This window comes from Nocardia sp. NPDC051570, assembly GCF_044454005.1.
Classification (GTDB): Bacteria; Actinomycetota; Actinomycetes; order Mycobacteriales; family Mycobacteriaceae; genus Nocardia.
Genome location: NZ_JBITDI010000017.1, coordinates 170,265 through 189,573 on the forward strand (window position 1 = coordinate 170,265; position 19,309 = coordinate 189,573).

Genomic DNA, 19,309 nt, shown 5'->3' on the forward strand with positions numbered 1-19,309 from the left:
GCTGGAAGGGGTGCGGCTGTGGCGTCCACTGCCCAGGGTCAGGAGTGGCCGTCTCGGGTTGTCGCGCAGGGGCGGCAGGTGCCGAAGACCTCCATGGTGTGGCTGATGTCGGTGAAATCGTGTTGGCCCGCGACGGATTCGGCCCATGCCTCGACCGTGGGGCCCTCGACCTCCACCGTGCGGCCGCAGTGGCGGCAGACCAGGTGGTGGTGATGGCCCTTGGAGCATTGGCGGTAGACCGATTCGCCGGTGTCGGTGCGCAGCACGTCGACCTTGCCCGCGTCGGCGAGCGATTGCAGGGTGCGGTAGACCGTGGTCAGGCCGATTCCCTCACCGCGGCGGCGCAATTCGTCGTGCAGCTCCTGCGCGGAGCGGAATTCATCGATATCGCCGAGCAGCGCAGCGATCGCGCTGCGCTGGCGGGTGCTGCGTATTCCGACCGTCTTATCTGTTGTGCCCGTCTTGTCCGGCACGAATCACCCTTCCTCGGCATGCGCGACGGCGTCGACGACGATGCGCGCCAGGTGGTCGTCGACCAGTTCGTAGATCACCTCGCGGCCGGTGCGCTCCCCGCGCACCACCCCGGCCGATTTGAGGATTCGCAGATGCTGGCTGACCAGCGGCTGCGTCACGCCCAGCGTATCGACCAGCTCGTGCACACAGCGCGGTGACTCACGCAGCTGCAGCACGATGGCGATCCGCACGGGCGCGGCGAGCGCGCGGAGCAATTCGCCCGCATTGTCCAGGATCGGCCGCGGCGGGACGGCCGGCGCCGTCGGCGCGCGATACGGATACGGATCGTGCGGAATCGGGGTGGGCGCCTCCACGGCGACGCGGCTGCGACGCAGAGGGGCACCACTGTCGGCGGTCATCGAACCAACTCCTTATTGGAAACCGATGCCATTATTGATATGCACAGGTGCGCATGTCAACTCCCCCTCCCCGCGTGTCGCGTGCACTGATAATGGACGCAAACGTAACAACTGGTTTCGCGAGCACATGGGTAACTCGTCGGGTACGTCCAAGGAGCAACCCGGCACTCGACGCAGGACCTGTGACCAGATCGCGTGGAACCTGACTTGTATGGCCTGAAACGCGGGGAGGCGGGCAAGCTACGCTGGACCGAATTGCCCAACCCATTCAGCCAGAGGGAGAGCTTCAACAGTGGCACCCAAGTCGAAGGTCGACACCGTCGCCAATCTCGCCAAGCGTCGGGGTCTGGTCTACCCCAGTGGCGAGATCTACGGAGGCACCCGGTCGGCGTGGGACTACGGGCCGCTCGGCGTGGAGCTCAAGGAGAACATCAAGAAGCAGTGGTGGCGGTCCATGGTCACCAGCCGCGACGATGTGGTCGGCCTGGACTCCTCGATCATCCTGCCCCGGCAGGTGTGGGTCGCCTCGGGCCACGTCAGCACCTTCAACGATCCGCTGGTCGAATGCCTGAACTGCCATAAGCGCCACCGGCAGGATCATCTGCAGGAGGCCTACGCCGACAAGCACAAGATCGATGACCCGGATTCGGTCTCGATGGAGCTCATCGGCTGCCCCGACTGTGGCACCGTCGGCAAGTGGACCGAGCCGCGCGACTTCAACATGATGCTCAAGACCTACCTCGGCCCGATCGAGTCCGAGGAGGGCCTGCACTATCTGCGGCCCGAGACCGCGCAGGGCATCTTCGTGAACTTCGCCAACGTGATGACCACCGCGCGTAAGAAGCCGCCGTTCGGTATTGCCCAGATCGGCAAGAGCTTCCGCAACGAGATCACCCCGGGCAACTTCATCTTCCGCACCCGCGAGTTCGAGCAGATGGAGATGGAGTTCTTCGTCAAGCCCGGTGAGGACGAGCAGTGGCATCAGTACTGGATCGACACCCGCCTGGCCTGGTATACCGACCTCGGCATCGATCCGGAGAACCTGCGGCTGTACGAGCATCCCAAGGAGAAGCTCTCGCACTACTCCTCGCGCACGGTCGATATCGAGTACCGCTTCCATTTCCAGGGCAGCGAATGGGGTGAGCTCGAGGGTCTGGCCAACCGCACCGACTTCGACCTCAAGACCCACTCCGAGCATTCCGGCACCGAGCTGAGCTTCTTCGATCAGAACACCGGCGAGCGCTACATCCCCTACGTGATCGAGCCCGCGGCCGGTCTGACCCGCTCGCTGATGGCCTTCCTCATCGACGCCTACACCGAGGACGACGCGCCGAATGCCAAGGGCGTCATGGAGAAGCGCACGGTGCTCAAGCTGGACCGTCGCCTGGCCCCGGTGAAGGTGGCGGTGCTGCCGCTGTCGCGCAACGCGGATCTGTCGCCGAAGGCGAAAGACCTTGCCGCCCAGCTGCGTAAGCACTGGAACGTCGAATTCGACGATGCCGGTGCCATCGGCCGCCGCTACCGCCGCCAGGACGAGATCGGCACCCCGTTCTGCGTCACCGTCGACTTCGACACCCTCGAGGATCATGCGGTCACCGTGCGCGAGCGCGATTCGATGACCCAGGAACGCGTGGCGCTGGATCAGGTCGAGGGCTACCTCGCCCAGCGGTTGATCGGGGCCTGAGTACGAACGAGGCGGGCGTACGGACTGGACGTCCGCCTCGGAAATAACCAGCGCACCACGGCCGTTCGGGATGCACAGAGACTCCCGACGGAAGAGGTGCGACATGAGCCAGGCGGTCAGGTTCGATCGATACGGCGATATCGACGTGCTCGAGGTGGTCGAGGTACCGGATCCGGTACCCGGGCCGGGGGAAGTGGTGGTGGCCGTGGTCGCCGCCGGAATCAATCCGGGGGAAGCCAAGATTCGCGAGGGCGCGCTGCACGAGCGCTGGCCCGCCACCTTCCCCTCGGGTGAGGGCAGCGATTTCGCGGGCCGCGTCATCGCGCTCGGCGCGGGTGTGAGCGGGATCGAGGTCGGCGGCGAGGTACTCGGCTTCGTCGAGAACCGCTCCAGCCACGCCAGCCAGGTCGTGGTCCCCGCCGATCAGGTGACGCCGAAACCGGCCGGACTGTCTTGGGACGTCGCGGGCGCACTGTTCGTCGCGGGCACCACTGCCTTCGCCGCCGTGCGCGCGGTGAGCCCCGAGGCCGGGGATACCGTCGCCGTCTCGGGCGCGTCCGGTGGTGTGGGTTCGCTTGTGGTGCAACTGCTTCGGGCCCGCGATGTCACGGTGATCGGTATCGCCGGACCGGCCAAGCACGAGTGGCTGCGGTCCAAGGGCGTCACCCCGGTGGCCTACGGCGACGGGCTGGCCGAGCGCCTGCGGGCCGCCGCCCCCGACGGTATCGACGCCTTCGTCGATACCTACGGCTCCGGCTATGTCGAACTGGCCGTCGAACTGGGTGTGCAGCCCGAACGCATCAATACCATCATCGACTTCGCCGCGGTGGAGAAGTTCGGGGTCAAGGCGGAGGGCAATGCCGCCGCCGACACCATCGATGTACTCGCCGAACTGGCCGATCTCGCCGCGGCCGGAACCCTCGAGGTGCCGATCGCCGCGACCTATCCGCTCGCGCGGGTCCGCGACGCCTTCCGGGAACTGGAAGGCGACCACACCCACGGGAAGATCGTGCTGCATCCCTGATATTCACATTCGTGAATGGCCCGCCATCACTTCCGCCCAGTAAGGTGAGCCGACGAAAGGTGCTGCCGTGCGGTCGAATCCGCGCGCGGCGGCGGGAATGGTGAGGGAGTGGTGGTGGGTTCGGCGGATGTCGCACGCGGCCCGGCGGATCGGCTGCTCGACTTCTGGGTGGCGATGGCGGCGCTGGCCGGAATGCTGCTGGGCGGTTCGGCGACGGTCATGGCCGTGCAGACGGGCGCCTGGGTCTCGGCCGCGCTGTTCGGGCAGCCGACGCTGCTGTGCGTGATCATCGTGGTGGCGAATATCGTCGTCGAGGCGATGTCCGCCACGATGGCCCTGTTCGGCGCGCTGGCCGCGCCGCTGCTGGCGATCCCGCCGTTGCGACGGCGGATCGAGCGAATCCGGGCTCAGTGGCAGGCCTCCTCGCGCATGTCGTAGCGGCGGTGCGGAATTCGGCGGCCATGACGATTGTCATGGTGCATTCGTGACGCTCGATCGAGGTCCCCGTGCCCGCCGCGCACGACAGTGGAGTCATGACATCAGCCATCACCTCCGGCCCGGCGGCCCGGGCGGTCGCCGGGGCGGCGATCGAGCTGCGCGGGCTCACCAAGTCGTTCCACACGCCCGGCGGTCCGGTACATGCGGTGGACGGGTTGGATCTGACCGTCGCACCCGGCGAGATCGTCGCCTTCCTGGGGCCCAACGGCGCGGGTAAATCCACGACCATCGATATGCTGCTCGGTCTGCTGCGCCCGGATTCCGGACGGGTCGAGCTGTTCGGCGGCACACCGGCCCAGGCGATCGGCGCGGGCCGGGTCTCGGCCGTGCTGCAGTCCGGCGGCCTGCTGCCCGATCTCACCGTCGCCGAGACCGTCCGGCTGGTGGCCTGCCTGCATGCGCATCCACGCCCGGCGCAGGAGGTGCTGCGGCGCGCGGGCATCGACGGATTGGCCGATCGCATGGTCGGCAAATGCTCGGGTGGTCAGCAGCAGCGGCTGCGGTTCGCCCTGGCGCTGCTGCCGAATCCGGATCTGCTGGTGCTCGACGAGCCGACCACCGGCATGGATGTCGAGGGCCGGCGCGAGTTCTGGAATGCCATCCGCCACGACGCCGGCGAGGGCCGCACCGTCCTGTTCGCCACCCACTACCTCGACGAGGCCGATGCCTACGCCGACCGAATCGTGTTGGTGCGCAACGGGAAAGTGGTGGCCGACGGCAGCGCCGCCGAGATCAAGAACCTCGCCGCCGGGCGCACCGTGAGCGCCACCCTGCCCGGCGCCGACCGGGCCCGGCTGGCGGAGCTGCCCGGCGTGGATTCGGTCGAATCGAGGGGTGACCGAATCCTGGTGCATACCAAAGACTCCGATACCGTCGCCCGCTATCTGCTGACCGCCACGGCGGCCGTGGACCTCGAGGTCACCGGCCGCAACCTCGAAGACGCCTTCCTCGCCCTGACCGGAGACAACTGATATGACCACGACGACACTCGACCGGTTCGGCGGATTCAGCGTCGAATTCCTGGCCCTGGAACTGCGGCGGATGCTGCGCAACAAGCGCACCGGCATCCTCGCCCTGATCATGCCCGCGGTGTTGTTCGTGGCCGTCGGCACCCAGTCGTCGTCGCGCGGCGAGGCGTACGGGTCCGGCAATCTCACCGCGTATCTGATGGTTTCGATGGCCGTGTACGGGGCGATGTTCTCCACCGCGACCGGCGGCGCCACGGTCGCCGTGGAGCGTGCGCACGGCTGGAGTCGGCAGCTCCGGCTCACGCCGCTGCGTCCCGCTGCCTATGTCGCGACCAAACTGCTGATATCGATGGTGCTCGGATTATTCTCCGTGACAACGGTTTTCGTACTCGGTGCGATCTTCGGCGCGAGCCTGTCGCCGGTGGCGTGGGTGAGCTGTTTCGTGCTGGCCTGGTTCGGGTCGCTGGTGTTCGCGGCGTACGGCCTGTTCCTCGGCTATCTGCTGCCCTCGGAGAACGTCATGCAGCTGCTCGGATTGTCGCTGGCGGCATTGGGTTTCGGCGGCGGGTTGTTCATCAAGCCCAGCGGCTGGTTCGAGAACGTGTCGCGGGTGTTCCCGACCAACGGGATCGCGACGCTCGCGCGACTGCCCTTCGGCCACGAGAGCGCGGGCTCGATCGTGCTCGCACTGCTCAACGTCGTGGTCTGGACCGCGGTGTTCGGTGGTGGCGCGGCCTATCTGTTCCGTCGTGATACCGCGCGCTGAGGTAACGTCCGCGCCTATGAAGCTCGCTGACCTGCCGCAACGGTTTTCCCGGCTGCTCGACAGGGCCGTGAGCGAGCCGGGGCGGCCGAGCGGGTGGCGGCAGGGCGGGTTCGGCGTATTCCTGGCCGTGGTGTGGTTGTTGTATCTGATCAGCCCGATCAGCCAGCGATGGTCCGACGGTGCGCATCTGCGGGCCGGTATCGCCGCCGCCGCGGCGATCGGCTTGATGGTGTTGATCGCGCTCACCTTCGCGGTGTTCCGACGCGGGAACGACGAGGACGACGTCCTGGCCGACGCGTCGCCGGTCGATCCCAGGGTATGGGCGGCGCTGGCGGCGATGAGCCTGCTCAGCCTCGCGCTGGTGACCCTGCTCGGCGGCGCCGCGATCGCGACCGTCATGTACGTCGCCGCGACCGCGGTGATAGTGCTCCCGTCGCGTGAGTCCGGATTCATCGTGATCGCGGTGGTGGCCGCGCTCTGTCTGCTGGTGCTGGTGCTTCCGGACTGGGGCCTCGGCGCTTGGGCATTGTTCTTCTGCCTTATCCCGATGGGTATCTGGTTCGCGCGCGAGATCGGCACGCGCAGTAGACGATTACGCGAGCTCGCGCGCCGCCAGCGCAGCGAGCTGACCATCGTCGAGGACCGCAACCGCGTGGCCCGCGACGTGCACGACATCCTCGGTCATTCACTCACCGTGATCACCATCAAGACAGAATTGGCTGGGCGCCTGGTCGATCTCGACCCCGCCCGCGCCAAGGCCGAGCTGGCCGAAGTCGAGGCGCTGGCCCGCGAGGCGCTGGCCGGGGTGCGCGACACCGTCGGCGGCCTGCGCGAGATGTCGCTGACCGGTGAACTCGCCACGGCGCGAACGGCCTTGCACGCGGCGGGAATTCGCGCCGACCTGCCCGTCACCGTGGATCTGCCCGCCCACCACAGCATCCTGTTCGGCTGGGTGCTGCGCGAGGCGATCACCAATATCGTCCGGCACAGCGATGCCCAGCACTGCACCGTCCGGGTCGATCCGACGACCATCGAGATCACCGACGACGGAATCGGTCTCGCGAATGCCTCCTTCGGCTCCGGCCTGACGGGCCTGCGCGAACGCGTGCGCGCCGCGGGCGGGACGCTCGAACTCGGCGAGCCCGCGGGCGGCGGATTGTGTTTGCGCGCAACACTTCCCTAGCGATCCGCAACCCCTACGCGGCAGGTGCGATCGAGGTTTGATCGGGGTGGTATGGGCACCTAGATTCCGACAATCGGGATGAATCAGTCCCTTTGGGAGGAGCCGACATGCCCCGCATCTTCCGGTGCTCGCGGGCCCCGGCATCAACGACAACGGTTCGGGCAGTGCGGGTTTGCTCGAGGTCGCGCTGCAGATGGCCAGGATCCCGACGAAGAACAAGGTCCGGTTCGCGTGGTGGAGTGCGGAGGAACTCGGCCTGCTCGGCTCGCAGCACTACGTGGCGAGCCTGTCCGAGGCCGATCGCGCCAGGATCGGGCTCTACGTCAACTTCGACATGATCGCCTCGCCGAACTTCTCGTACATGATCTACGACGGCGGCCAGGGACCGGCCGGTTCGGTCGAGCTTGAGAAGAGGTTCGCGCACTACTTCGATCTGCTGCGCCTACCGCACGTCCCCGCGGCGCTGGACGGCCGCTCGGACTACGGCCCGTTCATGGCGTCCGGGATTCCGGTCGGTGGCCTGTTCACCGGCGCGGAGGGCATCAAGACGGCCGAGGAGGCGACGATGTTCGGCGGTCAGGCGGATAAGCCCTATGACGCCTGCTATCACGGGCCCTGCGACACGATCGACAACATCGACGACAAGGCGCTGAGCGTGAACACCGGCGCGATCGCCTATACGGTCGGGACCTACGCCTTCAGCAGTAATCCGCCCGCCCGCACCCCGGTGGCCAAGCCCGCGCCCCGCGGTATGACACCGGCCGACACCTACCGCGGTGGACTGATCCGGTAACGACGGAGGTTCGCATCCAGGGGCCGTACCCGTTTCGGGTACGGCCCCTCGCGCTATGGTCGTCGCCGGGATCACCCGAGGGCGATGGAGGCTGGAGATGATGGGCCGGAACGGCGTGCGGCGATGATTCGGCTGTTGCTGGCCGATGACCAGGCGCTGGTGCGCGGTGCGCTGGCGGCACTGCTGGGGCTGGAGTCCGATCTGGAGGTGGTCGCGGAGGTCGGCCGGGGCGACGAAGTGCTCGCCGCGGTCGAGCGGACCGCGCCGGATGTAGTGCTGCTCGATGTGGAAATGCCTGGGATGGACGGGATCTCGGTGGCCGAGCAGTTGCATGCGGCCGATCCGGGGGTGCGCATTCTGATGGTCACCACCTTCGGCCGCCCCGGCTATCTGCGTCGCGCCATCGATGCCGGGGCCAGCGGATTCATCGTGAAGGATACGCCCGCAAGGGAATTGGCCGATGCCGTCCGCCGGGTGCACATGGGTCTGCGGGTGGTCGATCCCGCGCTGGCCACCGAGACCCTGACCTCGGGCACCTCGCCGCTGACCGCCCGCGAGCGCGAGGTGCTGGCCGAGGCCGCCGACGGCTCCACCGCCGCGGCCATCGCCGGACGCCTGCACCTGTCCGAGGGCACGGTCCGCAACCATCTGTCCTCGGCCATCGGCAAGACCGGCACCCGCACCCGCGCCGAGGCCGTCCGGGCGGCCGAACGGCTCGGCTGGTTGTAGGCGCCTACCTCGCTGCGGTGCACGGTGCCGATGACTACCATCGACAGCGTGATCACGATCGATCGTCCCTATACGGGCCATGTCTCATCGGGTTCCAATCCGCAACAGCGCGACGTGCCGGGCGCACGCATCGTGAAGATGTCGGTCGGCCAGATGGACAACAACGTCTATCTGGTGCAGGACACGGCGACGGGCGAGGCGCTGTTGATCGACGCCGCCAACGAGCCGGACCGCATCCTCGAGCTGCTCCGTCAGGAGATGCCGGGTCAGGTGCGCCTGATCGTCACCACCCATCAGCATGCCGACCACTGGCAGGGTCTGGAGAAGGTGGTCGCCGAGACGGCCATCCCCACCGCCGCCCACGGTCTGGACGCCGAGCCGTTGCCCGTGCGCCCGGACCAGGTACTCGCGGAAGGGGATTCGGTCCGCGTCGGCGAGCTCGCCCTCGAGGTGATCCATCTGCGCGGGCATACGCCGGGTTCGGTGGCGCTCGCCCTCACCGACGGCGAGGGGCGGGTCCATCTGTTCACCGGCGATTCGCTGTTCCCGGGCGGGGTGGGCCGCACCTCCTCACCGGAGGATTTCGACTCGCTCTACGGCGATGTCACCGGCAAACTGTTCGATCGCTACGGCGACGAGACGGCCGTCTATCCCGGCCATGGCGACGACACCACCCTGGGCACCGAGCGGCCGCGGCTGGCGGAGTGGCGGCAGCGCGGTTGGTGACGACGCGCCGGAGGGGCTCGCGGGCGGCGCACCGCAATCTCGGCGTGACCGAGTCCTGGCAGACTCGGGGGATGCCGTCCGCGCTCACCCGACCCGCGCCCGCCGACCCTGTCGTGGCTCCGCCCCGGCCGCGTGGTTCCGCCGTGTTGCGCTGGATTCGCCGGGCGATCGCCGGGACCGTGCTCATCGCCCTGGTGCTGGTCGGCGGGGCGGCGGTACGGGTGTGGCAGGTGGCCCGGATCGATGACTACTCGCCCGCCGACGCCATCGTCGTCCTCGGTGCGGCACAGTACAACGGCACCCCGTCCCCGGTATTCGAGGCCCGATTGGCCCAGGCCTACCGGCTGTTCTCCAAAGGCGTTGCGCCGCTGGTGATCACGGTCGGCGGCAAACAGGTCGGCGACAACTACACCGAGGCGGCCTCCGGCAAGAACTATCTGAAGAATCGCGGCGTGCCGGCGGATCGGATTCTCGCGGTGGAGACCGGTTCGGACACGCTGCAGAGCATCGAGGCGGTCGCCACGGCCATGCGGGCGCGCGAGCTGTCCTCGGCGGTGCTGGTCAGCGATCCGTGGCATTCGCTGCGGACCCGAACCATGGCCCGCGACGAGGGATTACGGGCGTGGACCGCGCCGACGCGCACCGGCCCGGCCGTCTACACCCGTGAATCGCAGGCGCACGGCATCGCCCGCGAAACCGGTGCGCTGCTGTGGTATCAGCTCACCCACTTCTCCGACGATTTCAAATACACCGCGGAGCAATGAGTTTCGTGCACCACTGATCTTCGAGGAGTGATCGATGAGCGGCGCCGGGGACGCCTACGCCGACCAGGATCGGGAGCGCATGGTGTCCGAGAGCACCGATACCGCGGGCCTGAGCTGGTCGCCCTGTCCCGCCCGCCGGAGCGATTTCGCCCGCGACCGCGCCCGGGTGCTGCATTCCGCGGCGCTGCGCCGATTGGCTGACAAGACCCAGGTGATGGGTCCGCGCGACGGCGACACCCCGCGCACGCGGCTCACTCATTCGCTGGAGGTGGCCCAGATCGGGCGCAGTATCGCCGAGGGGCTGGGCTGTGATCCGGATCTGGTCGATCTGGCCGGGCTGGCGCACGATATCGGGCATCCGCCCTACGGGCATAACGGGGAACGCGCGCTGGACGAATTCGCCGACGCGCATGGCGGATTCGAGGGCAATGCCCAGAACCTGCGGATCCTGACCCGGCTGGAGCCGAAGGTATTCGACGCGGCCGGGGAGAGCTTCGGGCTCAACCTGACGCGCGCGTCGCTGGACGCCACGGTCAAATACCCCTGGGGCAGAACCGAATCCGCCGCCAAGTTCGGCGCCTACGGGGTGGATCTGCAGCGGCTGGACTGGGTGCGCAAGGGCGCGCCCGAGCGGCGGCAATGCCTGGAGTCACAGGTCATGGACTGGTCCGACGATGTCGCCTATTCGGTGCACGATGTCGAGGACGGCGTGATCGCCGGGCGAATCGACCTGCGCGCCTTGGCCGATCCCGCCGAACAGGCCGCACTGGCCACCCTCGGCCACGCCCAGCATCCCGGCCTGACCATCGACGATCTGATCGCCGCGGCCGAGCGGCTCTCGGAACTGCCGGTGATCGCCGCGGCCGCCGGCTACGACGGCACCCTGCGCGCCTCGGTCGCTCTCAAGCGGCTCACCAGCGATCTGGTCGGCCGCTTCGCCACCGCCGCCGTGGAGGCCACCCGCCAGGCCTGGGGCGGCCGCCGCCTGTCCCGCTACGGCGCCGACCTGGAGGTCCCCCGCATCGTCGCCGCCGAGGTAGCGGTCCTCAAAACCGTCGCTCTCCGCTACGTCATGTCCGACCCCGAACACCGCGACCGCCAAGCGGCCCAACGAGACCGAATCCTCCTGGTAGCCACCCACCTCCGGACCCGGGCCCCCCAAGCCCTGGACCCCCTCCTGCTCCCGTGGTGGGACGCGGCCCCCGACGACACCGCCCGAATCCGCGTCATCGTCGACCAAATCGCCTCCTACACCGAAAGCCGCCTGGAGCGAGTGGCAGCGACCATCACCTGACCGCTCCTGCTCCACGCCCGCCACTCCCTGGTTCCGGCGTGCCCACTGCTCTGTCCCGGCGCGCCTGATCCTTTGTTCCGGCGCGCCCGATGCCCAGCGCCGACTCTGTCCCGGCGCGCTCAATCCTTTGTTCCCGGCGCACCCGATCCTCTGTTCCCAGCGTGCCAATCCCCTGTTCCCGGCGCGCTTTTCGCCGGGATCGCGGAACTTGTCGGTGGGTGGTCGTACATTGAACGGGAGTTGTTTCCGGTTCGGTAGATCGAGAAACAGGGGCTCGGATGCGTTGGTTCGGCAAATGGCTTGTGGTGCTGTCGGTGTCGTTGCTCGCGGTGGTGGGGTGTAGTAGTCGCCCGCCCGCGGACACCTCGTTCCATTTCCAGGTGACCGAGGGGCAGAACCTCAACTACTTCCTGCGCGACGGGCGGACGGCGGCCCATCTGCTGCTGGGCTCCGGTCGCGATCCGCGCATCCTGGTGGCGTTCCCGGCGGGGAACAGTGGCACCGGCGCCTGGTTCGACACGGTGGCCGCCGAGGCGCAGTGGCGGCTCGACGCGCCACCGAAGGCCGTGTCGGACAAGGATTCCCGGGGCCGGGCGCGGTACGGCATCGCCTTCGAGGCCTCCATCGCGGCCCCGGTGCTCGCCCCGAAGCAGACGGTGCTGTCCAACATCCGGGTGCTGCGCACCTACGGCGAGGACGGCAAACCCGTTCCGGCCGAGGTGCTCACGCCGCCAACCGTTTTCGGTAAGACGGTGAACTGGTCTCGCGACCGTCTCGACGGCGCGCCCGGATATCGCCTGAGCCTCGAGGTCACCGACGGCACCGTCATGGACGGCGGCACGTTCGCCGCGGGCACGGACGGGCGGATCGGATTGCGCGTGACCGCCCTCACCGGCGATACCCCGCTGACCCCGTTGTCGGGCGCCGCGCTGCTCAACGGCACCGAACGAGCCCTCGACGGCGCGCGAAACACCCTCACCTTCCTGAGCTTTCGCGAGAAGTTCCTCGCCGGATCCTGGCGCTTCGACACCTACTTCGGCCGCGACACCCTGCTGTCGGCGATGATGCTGATGCCGGTCCTCGCGCCCGATGCCACCGAGGCCGCGCTGCGCTCGGTCCTGGCCCGCCTGGCACCCGACGGCACCGTCGCCCACGAGGAGGCCATCTCGGAATTCGCGATACTCACCCACGAACAACAGGACGGCAGCCGCAGCGACGCGCCGATCTACGACTACGGCATGATCGACGAGAGCTATCTGCTCGCCCCGGTGGCCGCGGCCTATCTGCTCGACGACGCCGAGGGCTCGGCTCGCGCCTCGGATTTCCTGCGCGCCGAGGCCGCCCCGAATTCCTCGATCGCCCAGGCATTGGTCCGCAATCTGCGGCTGGTCGTCTCGACCGCCGAGCCGTTCGCCCACGACCCGCGATACGCCAACCTGATCACGTTGAAACCGGACCACAACGCGGGGGAGTGGCGCGACAGCGACACCGGCCTCGGCGGCGGCCGCTACCCCTACGATGTCGATGCCATCCTGGTCCCCGCCGCATTGGAGGCGACCGCGCGACTGCTCGACAGCGGCCGCCTGGATTCCGTCCTCAGTCCCGACGACCGCCTGCACCTGTCCCTCGCCGCCCCCGACGCGAAGATCTGGCGCAGCGAGGCGCCGCGCTTGTTCACCATGAGCGTCGACAATGCCGCGGCCCGCGCCGCGATCGGCTCCTATGCCGAAAGTGCCGGTGTCCCAGCCGCGGACGCGCTCGCGGCTCTCGGGTCCGGACCGGTCACATTCCCGGCCCTCGCCCTGGGCGCCGACGGCCACCCGATCCCGATCCTGCATTCCGACGAGATCTTCGATCTCCTGCTCGGCGCGCCCCCGCCGGTCGACCTCGACGCCGAGGTGGCCACGATGATCCGGCCGTTCCCGCTGGGGCTGATGACCGGCGTCGGGCCGGTGGTCGCGAACCCCGTCTTCGCCGATCCGGGCCTGCGGGCGCAGTTCACCACGCATCAGTACCACGGCACGGTGGTGTGGTCGTGGCAACAAGCGGCCTTCGCCGCGGGCCTGCAACGCCAACTGCGCCGCGGCGATCTGCCGCCGCCGATCCGCGAACACCTCGTCGCCGCGCAGCGCACGCTGTGGCAGGCGATCGTCGCGACCGAGCCGATGCAGAGCTCCGAGCTGTGGAGTTGGCGCTTCGACGATGGCGGTTATCACAGTGTCCCGTTCGGCGCCGCTGCCGGGGACGTCACCGAATCCAATGCCGCTCAGTTGTGGAGCAGCGCGTATCTGGCGATCCGGCCACCTGCGCCGTGACCGACCCATGATCCGGCTAGACTCGACCCTTGTGGCCGGACGACTCCCTGATCGCGATATCGCGGCAATTCGAGAACGCGTGCGCATCGAGGATATCGTCGGCGAATACGTGGCGCTCAAGCGTGCGGGCGCGGATTCGCTGAAGGGGCTGTGCCCGTTTCACGACGAGAAGTCGCCCTCGTTCCACGTCCGGCCCAACCACAGCCATTTCCACTGCTTCGGCTGCGGCGAGAGCGGCGATGTGTTCGCCTTCCTACAGAAGATCGACCACGTCGGTTTCGTGGAGGCCGTCGAGCAGATGGCCGACCGCGTCGGCTACCGGATCAACTACGAGGGCGGCGGCACCTCGGTGCAGCGCGACCGCGGCACCCGCTCGCGCCTGGTCGCCGCGAACGCCGCGGCCCACGAGTTCTATGTGGCGCAGCTGAGCGAGCCCGAGGCCGCAGCGGCGCGCAACTACCTCACCGAGCGCAACTTCGACGGCAACGCCGCCCGCCACTTCGGCTGCGGTTTCGCCCCGGGCGGCTGGGACACGCTCACGAAACACTTGCTGCGCAAGGGTTTCGAGATCAAGGAGCTGGAGGCGGCCGGGCTGTCCAAACCGGGCCGGCACGGCCCGATGGACCGCTTCCACCGTCGGCTGCTCTGGCCGATCCGCAACCTCGGCGGCGATATCATCGGCTTCGGCGCGCGCCGGTTGTTCGACGACGATCAGATGACCGCGAAGTACATCAACACGCCGGAAACGGTGCTGTACAAGAAGTCTCAGGTGCTGTTCGGCATCGATCTTGCCAAGCGGGACATCTCCAAGAGCCATCAGGCCGTGGTGGTCGAGGGCTACACCGATGTCATGGCCATGCACCTGTCGGGTGTGAAAACGGCTGTGGCCTCGTGCGGTACGGCCTTCGGCGACGACCATCTCACCATGCTGCGCCGGCTGCTGATGGATGACACCTGGATGCGCGGCGAGATCATCTACACTTTCGACGGCGACGAGGCCGGGCAGGCCGCGGCGCTGAAGGCGTTCTCCGGCGATCAGCGCATCGCCATGCAGACCTACATCGCGGTCGCACCCGATGGTCAGGATCCGTGCGAGCTACGTCAGCGCTCCGGCGACACCGTGCTCAAGGATCTGGTCGCGCGGCGGGTTCCGTTGTACGAGTTCGCGATTCGTGGCATCGTCGAGAAGTACTACGACGATCCGGTGCGCAAGGATATGAGCGCCGACAAGCAGGTGCAGGCCCTGCGCGAGGCCGTGCCGCTGGTGGCGCAGATCAAGGATCCTGTGCATCGCAAGGCGTACGGGCTCAAGCTGGCCGCGCTGGTGGGCTGGCCCGATGAGCATCAGGTGGTGCGCCGCGTCGGCGACGAGGCTCGCCGCAACCGGCAGGGCGGCAGCGGCCCGGCCCGGCTCGGCCGGCCGGATATGTTGGACGCCAAGGTATCCGAGCATCCCGCGGCTCGCCCCAACCCCCACGATCCGGTGCTGCTGCCGCAACGGCAGGTGCTCGCGGCCGCGCTGCAGTACCCCGCGCTGGCCGGGCCGGTCTTCGATTCACTCGATCCCGAGGCCTTCACCCATCCGGCCTACGTCGCGGTGCGCGCGGCGATCGTCGAGGGCGGGGGCACGGCGGCCGGGCTGGGCGGGGCCGAATGGGTGGCGCGCGTGAGCGATCACACCGACGATCTCACGCTGCGCGCGCTGGTTTCGGAGCTGTCCGCCGAACCGCTGCCGGTGAAATCGATCGACGATATCCAGCGCTTCGTCTCCGGCGTGCTCGCCCGCACGCAGGAGGCGTGGGTGGGCCGGCAGATCGCGGAGCTGAAATCCAAGCTGCAGCGGGTGTCCTCCACCGAGGAGCCGGACGCCTATATGGCACTGTTCGGTGACTTGGTCGCGCTCGAGCAGTATCGCAAGAGCCTGCTCGCGCGGGCCATGGGCAATTCGGACGGTTTCGCCGCGAGCTGAGTCGCTCAGCGCCGCAACTGATCCTGCGGCACCAGAATCGTGGTGCGCTCGTCGATCGGCTCCATCGGCTCCAGCCGGGGCTGCGTGCTCAGTCTGTCCGACAGCTTCTGGCGGCCGACCAGGAGGAGTTTGCGGGTGACCGGACTGGTCGTGATGGCGCGGGTGGTCTTGCTGATCTGCTCGTAGCGAACTCGCCCGGCCTTGGCGCCGAGCACGTAACCGGCTGCGACGCCGATAATCAACCGCAGCATATCCTTGGGCTCCTCCCAGTCACTGTCCGCGCGGTACATCCTGCCCGACGCCCGCTCCGGCTGTCGATCCAGGTCCCATGTGCGCATCCTGCCGACCACCACGATGACAGAGGGGTCCGACACGTTCGGGTGTGCATAGTGCACCGAACTCCGGCATCGGATTCATGACTTTGGCGATGGACGCGGTATGGACCTGTGCTGTGTGCTGAATCACGTTCTGGACGAAGGCGTCAGACCGGCTGGAGGACAACGTGATTCACGGCAGCAGATGGGCACTCGCCGGGGCGGCGACCGCCATGGGCGTGTTGGTGGCGGCCGCGGTGCCGACCATCGACGCGGCGGCGGCGCCGGTGTTCGGGGCGGCGCCGACCGCTCCGGCGGGTATCGGCTATCCCGCCGGATACGCCGCCCCACCGCCCACCTACGGGATCGGACTCGATCTCGGCCGGGTGATTCCGCTGTCCGACGGCACCACGCTCACCGCGACCGTGCGCTATCCCACCGATCCGGTGACCGGGCAGCGCGCGCCCGGGCCGTTCCCGGTGATCGTCGACTACACCACCTACATCGGGCTCAACGGCGTCATCACCTCGGCCGTGCTCGGCGCGGTGAAGGATGCGCTGGGTGCCCTGCACGTGCCGCTGCCGGACAATCTGGCGGATCTGGATCGCATTGTGCACCAAGCGATGAGCACCCAGGACGAGCTGGTTCGTCGCGGGTATATCGAGGTCATCGCGGATGTGCGCGGCACGGGATCGTCCACGGGAGAATGGGATCCGGCCTCCCCGCGCGACGGTCAGGACGGCGCCGAGCTGGTGGACTGGGCGGCGCGGTTACCCGATTCCAGTGGCAGCGTGGGCATGTTCGGCTACTCGTTCCCCGGCGTATCCGCCATGCTGACCGCCGAGCACAGCCGCCCGAACTCGCCGCTGAAGGCGATGATGATGATGACCATCCCCAACGACGTCTTCAAACATGTGGTCAGCCATGACGGTATGTTCAGCCCGATCCTGCTGACCGCGATCATCCCCGCGATCCAGTTCATGGGCGCGCTCGGCCCGATCCTGAACCTGCCCCTCACCCCGCAGGTGGCAATTCAGGCCCTGATCGACCATCTGCGGGCCGCACTGGCCTCCCCGGACAGTCCGCTGGCCAAACTCGTCGAGGGCTACGACAACGGCACCTACGCCCACAAGGACGCGTGGTGGTCGGCCCGCGACTTCGGCCCGAATATGCATGCCCTGGTGGACAACGACATTCCCACCTACTTCGTCGACGGCATCTGGGATCTGTACCAGGACGGCGCATTCCAGAACTACGCACAGCTGCAGAACATCGCGGCCGGACGCCCGCAATACGGCCCGATGGATCCGAACGCGCCCACCGATCCGCGCTTCCAGCTCCTGATGGGTCCCTGGTATCACGTCGGCATGGGTTCGGGCCCGTATGCCCGCATGGACACCGATCCCATCACCATCGCGTGGTTCGACCACTGGCTCAAGGGAATCGATAACGGTATCGACAAGACCCCCGACACGCTGCACCTGATCGATCAGACCGGCGCGGGCGCCAATACCACCGCCTATCCGATCGCATCCGCCCGCCCCACGACCTATCGCCTCGGCACGGGCACCCTGGGCGCCGAATCCGGGGGAGATCCGGACCGACTGTCCTATTCGCCGATCGAAAACCCCTGCAACAGAGACAACTTCGAGCAGTGGACCGCCGGTCTGCTGCAACTGGCGCTGAACCTGTTCAACGTCAACGACCCCTGCGCGGCGGGCGCGGTCGGCCCCCAGTCCGGCGTGGCCTACACCGGCGATCCGGTCGCCGAGCCGACCCTGGTGGCCGGCCCCGGCGCCCTGCGCACCTACGTCAGCTCGAGCGTCGACGAGGCCGCCCTGCAGGTCCACCTCGACGACGTCGCCCCCGACGGCACCTCGGCCGAAATCACCGGCGGCGCCCAGCTGGGCACCCTGCGCACCCTCGACGAAGCCGCAACCTGGCGCACCCCCGACGGCACGATCTACTCACCCGAACACAACCTCTCCTCCGCCGACACCACCCCCATGCGCCCCGGCGAGATCGTAGAACTCGACATCCGCCTCCGCCCCACCTTCTACCGCCTCGAACCCGGCCACCGTCTCCGCCTCCGCATCACCACCGGAAACTTCCCCTCCACCCTCGCCCCCCTCCCCACCATCCCCAAACTCCTGGGCTCCACAGTCGACATCGTCCACGACCCCACCCACCCCACCACCCTCACCATCCCCCTGACCCCCACCACTGCCCTCCACCCATAACCCCCCCATTCCCCCAGCTAGAGCCCCGATTTGGGCCCCCACTGCCCGATACGCTAAAGTTTCTCCTCGGCCCGCCCGGAACGGCGAGCCGAGGATAGTCCCCTATAGCTCAATTGGCAGAGCAGCCGACTGTTAATCGGCAGGTTTCTGGTTCGAGTCCAGATGGGGGAGCAGTGTAAAGCGGCCTTGGCCAGCGGAAATGCGCGCTGGTTGAGCGCCGCTATACGTGTTTGCTGGCCCAAAAGGTCGTTCATGGGTCGTTGATCAATGCCACTCAATGGGATTCGATGCGAACCGACGAGCCCTAAGCGCTCTTGCGCTCCAGTGCCGCGCGGTTGTCCACCTCCCGGTTGCGCTTGGCGTAGTGCTTGGCCGCAACAACTTCCGAGTTACCCAACTGCCGGGCCGCGTCGATGATGTTGGAGCCCTCGCGAACATCGGTGCCGACACGGTGGCGAATCTGGGTCGGGGTGAGGTCGGCATAGGCCGTGCCACGCACCGCACGCCAGGTCTCGTTGAAGTTGTTCGGATTCCACCCCGTTCCGCGCGGGGAGGGAATCAGAAGCTTGTCGGGCGAGTCGATCCCGCACGCCATCAATGCGCACCCGGCTTGGACACCGCGTTCGGTGAGCGCCAGGCGCCGGATGGCGATCTTGCCTTTGTCCCGTCCCTCCTCACTCTCCACATGGCACGCCGCCAGATCAGTGGGATGCTATGCGCGGCATCGCTCGGGGGGAATGCTGGGGAATGAGCAACTCCACCGATTTGAAGGCCGAAGCCTCGACGCTGGTCGCCCTCTACCACTTCAGCTCGGAGAGGGATGCCGAGGTCTTTCTCGACAACGCCATCGACGTCTACTGTCCCGTCTGGGACTTTCTGGAGAAGCCACGTTAGTGGCTGTTGATGGCGTGGGCAGGGCACCATTGCATGACAGGCAGACGGCCCCGTTTGCTCCCGGTCACGAGGGTGAATTCAACGAAACCCATCTTATGTACAACCGGTCTATGACCGGGTCAGCTGTTGTGGATGGCGACTATTCTTCTGGTGCAGTAATTCTTGGTGAGTTGGTAGAAAATGCTGGGAGCGGACTGTCGCTTGGTGTCCGGTCCGCTCCCAGTCCTTTGTCGTGTGGTGGAGCTATGGGTCAGTTGTAGAATCCTGGGATAGGGT

The 19,309-nt window shown here is 67.6% G+C and carries 19 protein-coding genes and 1 tRNA gene; 16 read left to right on the forward strand and 4 right to left on the reverse strand.

The features are described 5' to 3' along the window. Positions 1–38: 38 nt before the first annotated feature. A complete protein-coding gene (locus ACIA76_RS34015) occupies positions 39–473 on the reverse strand; it encodes a Fur family transcriptional regulator (protein ID WP_397157851.1) in 435 nt (144 codons plus the stop codon). Between the two features lie 3 nt (positions 474–476). After that, positions 477–872, reverse strand: coding sequence for an ArsR/SmtB family transcription factor (locus ACIA76_RS34020; protein WP_397157853.1), 396 nt, complete (start codon positions 870–872; stop codon positions 477–479). Positions 873–1,164: 292 nt separating this feature from the next. Between ACIA76_RS34020 and ACIA76_RS34025 the strand changes: the two genes are divergently transcribed. From ACIA76_RS34025 to dnaG, 13 genes are all read left to right on the forward strand, one after another. Continuing rightward, the gene (locus ACIA76_RS34025; protein ID WP_397157855.1) at positions 1,165–2,556 is read left to right on the forward strand and encodes a glycine--tRNA ligase; all 1,392 of its coding nucleotides are present in this window, start codon (positions 1,165–1,167) and stop codon (positions 2,554–2,556) included. A gap of 103 nt (positions 2,557–2,659) precedes the next feature. Next, entirely contained in the window at positions 2,660–3,580 is a 921-nt protein-coding gene (locus ACIA76_RS34030; protein ID WP_397157857.1) for an NADP-dependent oxidoreductase, read from the forward strand. Positions 3,581–3,694: 114 nt separating this feature from the next. Further along, positions 3,695–4,018 (forward strand): hypothetical protein, encoded by a 324-nt coding sequence (locus tag ACIA76_RS34035; protein WP_397157859.1) that lies wholly within the window; start codon positions 3,695–3,697, stop codon positions 4,016–4,018. A gap of 95 nt (positions 4,019–4,113) precedes the next feature. Next, positions 4,114–5,049 (forward strand): ABC transporter ATP-binding protein, encoded by a 936-nt coding sequence (locus ACIA76_RS34040; RefSeq protein ID WP_397157861.1) that lies wholly within the window; start codon positions 4,114–4,116, stop codon positions 5,047–5,049. Between the two features lies 1 nt (position 5,050). Further along, positions 5,051–5,812: an ABC transporter permease gene (locus ACIA76_RS34045; protein ID WP_397157862.1), complete on the forward strand. Its 762-nt coding sequence runs from the start codon at positions 5,051–5,053 to the stop codon at positions 5,810–5,812. Between the two features lie 16 nt (positions 5,813–5,828). Then, the gene (locus ACIA76_RS34050; protein ID WP_397157864.1) at positions 5,829–6,995 is read left to right on the forward strand and encodes a sensor histidine kinase; all 1,167 of its coding nucleotides are present in this window, start codon (positions 5,829–5,831) and stop codon (positions 6,993–6,995) included. Between the two features lie 124 nt (positions 6,996–7,119). Then, the gene (locus ACIA76_RS34055; protein ID WP_397157866.1) at positions 7,120–7,788 is read left to right on the forward strand and encodes a M28 family peptidase; all 669 of its coding nucleotides are present in this window, start codon (positions 7,120–7,122) and stop codon (positions 7,786–7,788) included. A 123-nt stretch (positions 7,789–7,911) separates the two neighbouring features. Beyond that, complete coding sequence (locus tag ACIA76_RS34060) at positions 7,912–8,517, forward strand: response regulator (protein ID WP_397157868.1); 606 nt, start codon at positions 7,912–7,914, stop codon at positions 8,515–8,517. 30 nt (positions 8,518–8,547) lie between these two features. Beyond that, entirely contained in the window at positions 8,548–9,243 is a 696-nt protein-coding gene (locus tag ACIA76_RS34065) for an MBL fold metallo-hydrolase (RefSeq protein WP_397157870.1), read from the forward strand. 71 nt (positions 9,244–9,314) lie between these two features. Continuing rightward, positions 9,315–10,007 carry a YdcF family protein gene (locus tag ACIA76_RS34070; RefSeq protein ID WP_397157910.1) on the forward strand — a complete coding sequence of 231 codons (693 nt, stop codon included), beginning with the start codon at positions 9,315–9,317 and terminating at the stop codon, positions 10,005–10,007. Positions 10,008–10,041: 34 nt separating this feature from the next. Next, positions 10,042–11,301, forward strand: a complete 1,260-nt coding sequence (locus tag ACIA76_RS34075; RefSeq protein WP_397157872.1) for a deoxyguanosinetriphosphate triphosphohydrolase — start codon at positions 10,042–10,044, stop codon at positions 11,299–11,301. A gap of 278 nt (positions 11,302–11,579) precedes the next feature. Next, positions 11,580–13,616 carry a hypothetical protein gene (locus ACIA76_RS34080; RefSeq protein WP_397157874.1) on the forward strand — a complete coding sequence of 679 codons (2,037 nt, stop codon included), beginning with the start codon at positions 11,580–11,582 and terminating at the stop codon, positions 13,614–13,616. A 31-nt stretch (positions 13,617–13,647) separates the two neighbouring features. Beyond that, complete coding sequence (gene dnaG / locus ACIA76_RS34085; protein WP_397157875.1) at positions 13,648–15,585, forward strand: DNA primase; 1,938 nt, start codon at positions 13,648–13,650, stop codon at positions 15,583–15,585. Positions 15,586–15,590: 5 nt separating this feature from the next. Here dnaG and ACIA76_RS34090 read toward each other — a convergent pair whose 3' ends face one another. Further along, on the reverse strand, positions 15,591–15,836 hold the full coding sequence (locus tag ACIA76_RS34090; protein ID WP_397157912.1) for a hypothetical protein: 246 nt from the start codon (positions 15,834–15,836) through the stop codon (positions 15,591–15,593). Positions 15,837–16,087: 251 nt separating this feature from the next. On the opposite strand from ACIA76_RS34090, the gene ACIA76_RS34095 reads away from it, so the two are divergent. Further along, the gene (locus ACIA76_RS34095) at positions 16,088–18,139 is read left to right on the forward strand and encodes a CocE/NonD family hydrolase (protein ID WP_397157877.1); all 2,052 of its coding nucleotides are present in this window, start codon (positions 16,088–16,090) and stop codon (positions 18,137–18,139) included. 98 nt (positions 18,140–18,237) lie between these two features. Beyond that, positions 18,238–18,310, forward strand: a tRNA-Asn gene (locus tag ACIA76_RS34100). Between the two features lie 133 nt (positions 18,311–18,443). On the opposite strand, the gene ACIA76_RS34105 is transcribed toward ACIA76_RS34100, so the two are convergent. Continuing rightward, a complete protein-coding gene (locus tag ACIA76_RS34105; RefSeq protein WP_397157879.1) occupies positions 18,444–18,824 on the reverse strand; it encodes a hypothetical protein in 381 nt (126 codons plus the stop codon). A 62-nt stretch (positions 18,825–18,886) separates the two neighbouring features. Here ACIA76_RS34105 and ACIA76_RS34110 point away from each other — a divergent pair, with 62 nt between their 5' ends. Then, complete coding sequence (locus tag ACIA76_RS34110; RefSeq protein WP_397157881.1) at positions 18,887–19,033, forward strand: hypothetical protein; 147 nt, start codon at positions 18,887–18,889, stop codon at positions 19,031–19,033. The last annotated feature ends 276 nt before the right edge of the window (positions 19,034–19,309 follow it).

What these genes read in the sequence shown, in the direction of transcription:
- ACIA76_RS34065 (WP_397157870.1), top strand. Translation starts at nt 8,548, where the DNA reads ATGACTACCATCGACAGCGTGATCACGATCGATCGTCCCTATACGGGC.
- ACIA76_RS34020 (WP_397157853.1), bottom strand. Translation starts at nt 872, where the DNA reads ATGACCGCCGACAGTGGTGCCCCTCTGCGTCGCAGCCGCGTCGCCGTG.
- ACIA76_RS34050 (WP_397157864.1), top strand. Translation starts at nt 5,829, where the DNA reads ATGAAGCTCGCTGACCTGCCGCAACGGTTTTCCCGGCTGCTCGACAGG.
- ACIA76_RS34090 (WP_397157912.1), bottom strand. Translation starts at nt 15,836, where the DNA reads ATGCTGCGGTTGATTATCGGCGTCGCAGCCGGTTACGTGCTCGGCGCC.
- ACIA76_RS34080 (WP_397157874.1), top strand. Translation starts at nt 11,580, where the DNA reads ATGCGTTGGTTCGGCAAATGGCTTGTGGTGCTGTCGGTGTCGTTGCTC.
- ACIA76_RS34040 (WP_397157861.1), top strand. Translation starts at nt 4,114, where the DNA reads ATGACATCAGCCATCACCTCCGGCCCGGCGGCCCGGGCGGTCGCCGGG.
- ACIA76_RS34075 (WP_397157872.1), top strand. Translation starts at nt 10,042, where the DNA reads ATGAGCGGCGCCGGGGACGCCTACGCCGACCAGGATCGGGAGCGCATG.
- ACIA76_RS34110 (WP_397157881.1), top strand. Translation starts at nt 18,887, where the DNA reads ATGAGCAACTCCACCGATTTGAAGGCCGAAGCCTCGACGCTGGTCGCC.
- ACIA76_RS34070 (WP_397157910.1), top strand. Translation starts at nt 9,315, where the DNA reads ATGCCGTCCGCGCTCACCCGACCCGCGCCCGCCGACCCTGTCGTGGCT.
- ACIA76_RS34045 (WP_397157862.1), top strand. Translation starts at nt 5,051, where the DNA reads ATGACCACGACGACACTCGACCGGTTCGGCGGATTCAGCGTCGAATTC.
- ACIA76_RS34030 (WP_397157857.1), top strand. Translation starts at nt 2,660, where the DNA reads ATGAGCCAGGCGGTCAGGTTCGATCGATACGGCGATATCGACGTGCTC.
- ACIA76_RS34060 (WP_397157868.1), top strand. Translation starts at nt 7,912, where the DNA reads ATGATTCGGCTGTTGCTGGCCGATGACCAGGCGCTGGTGCGCGGTGCG.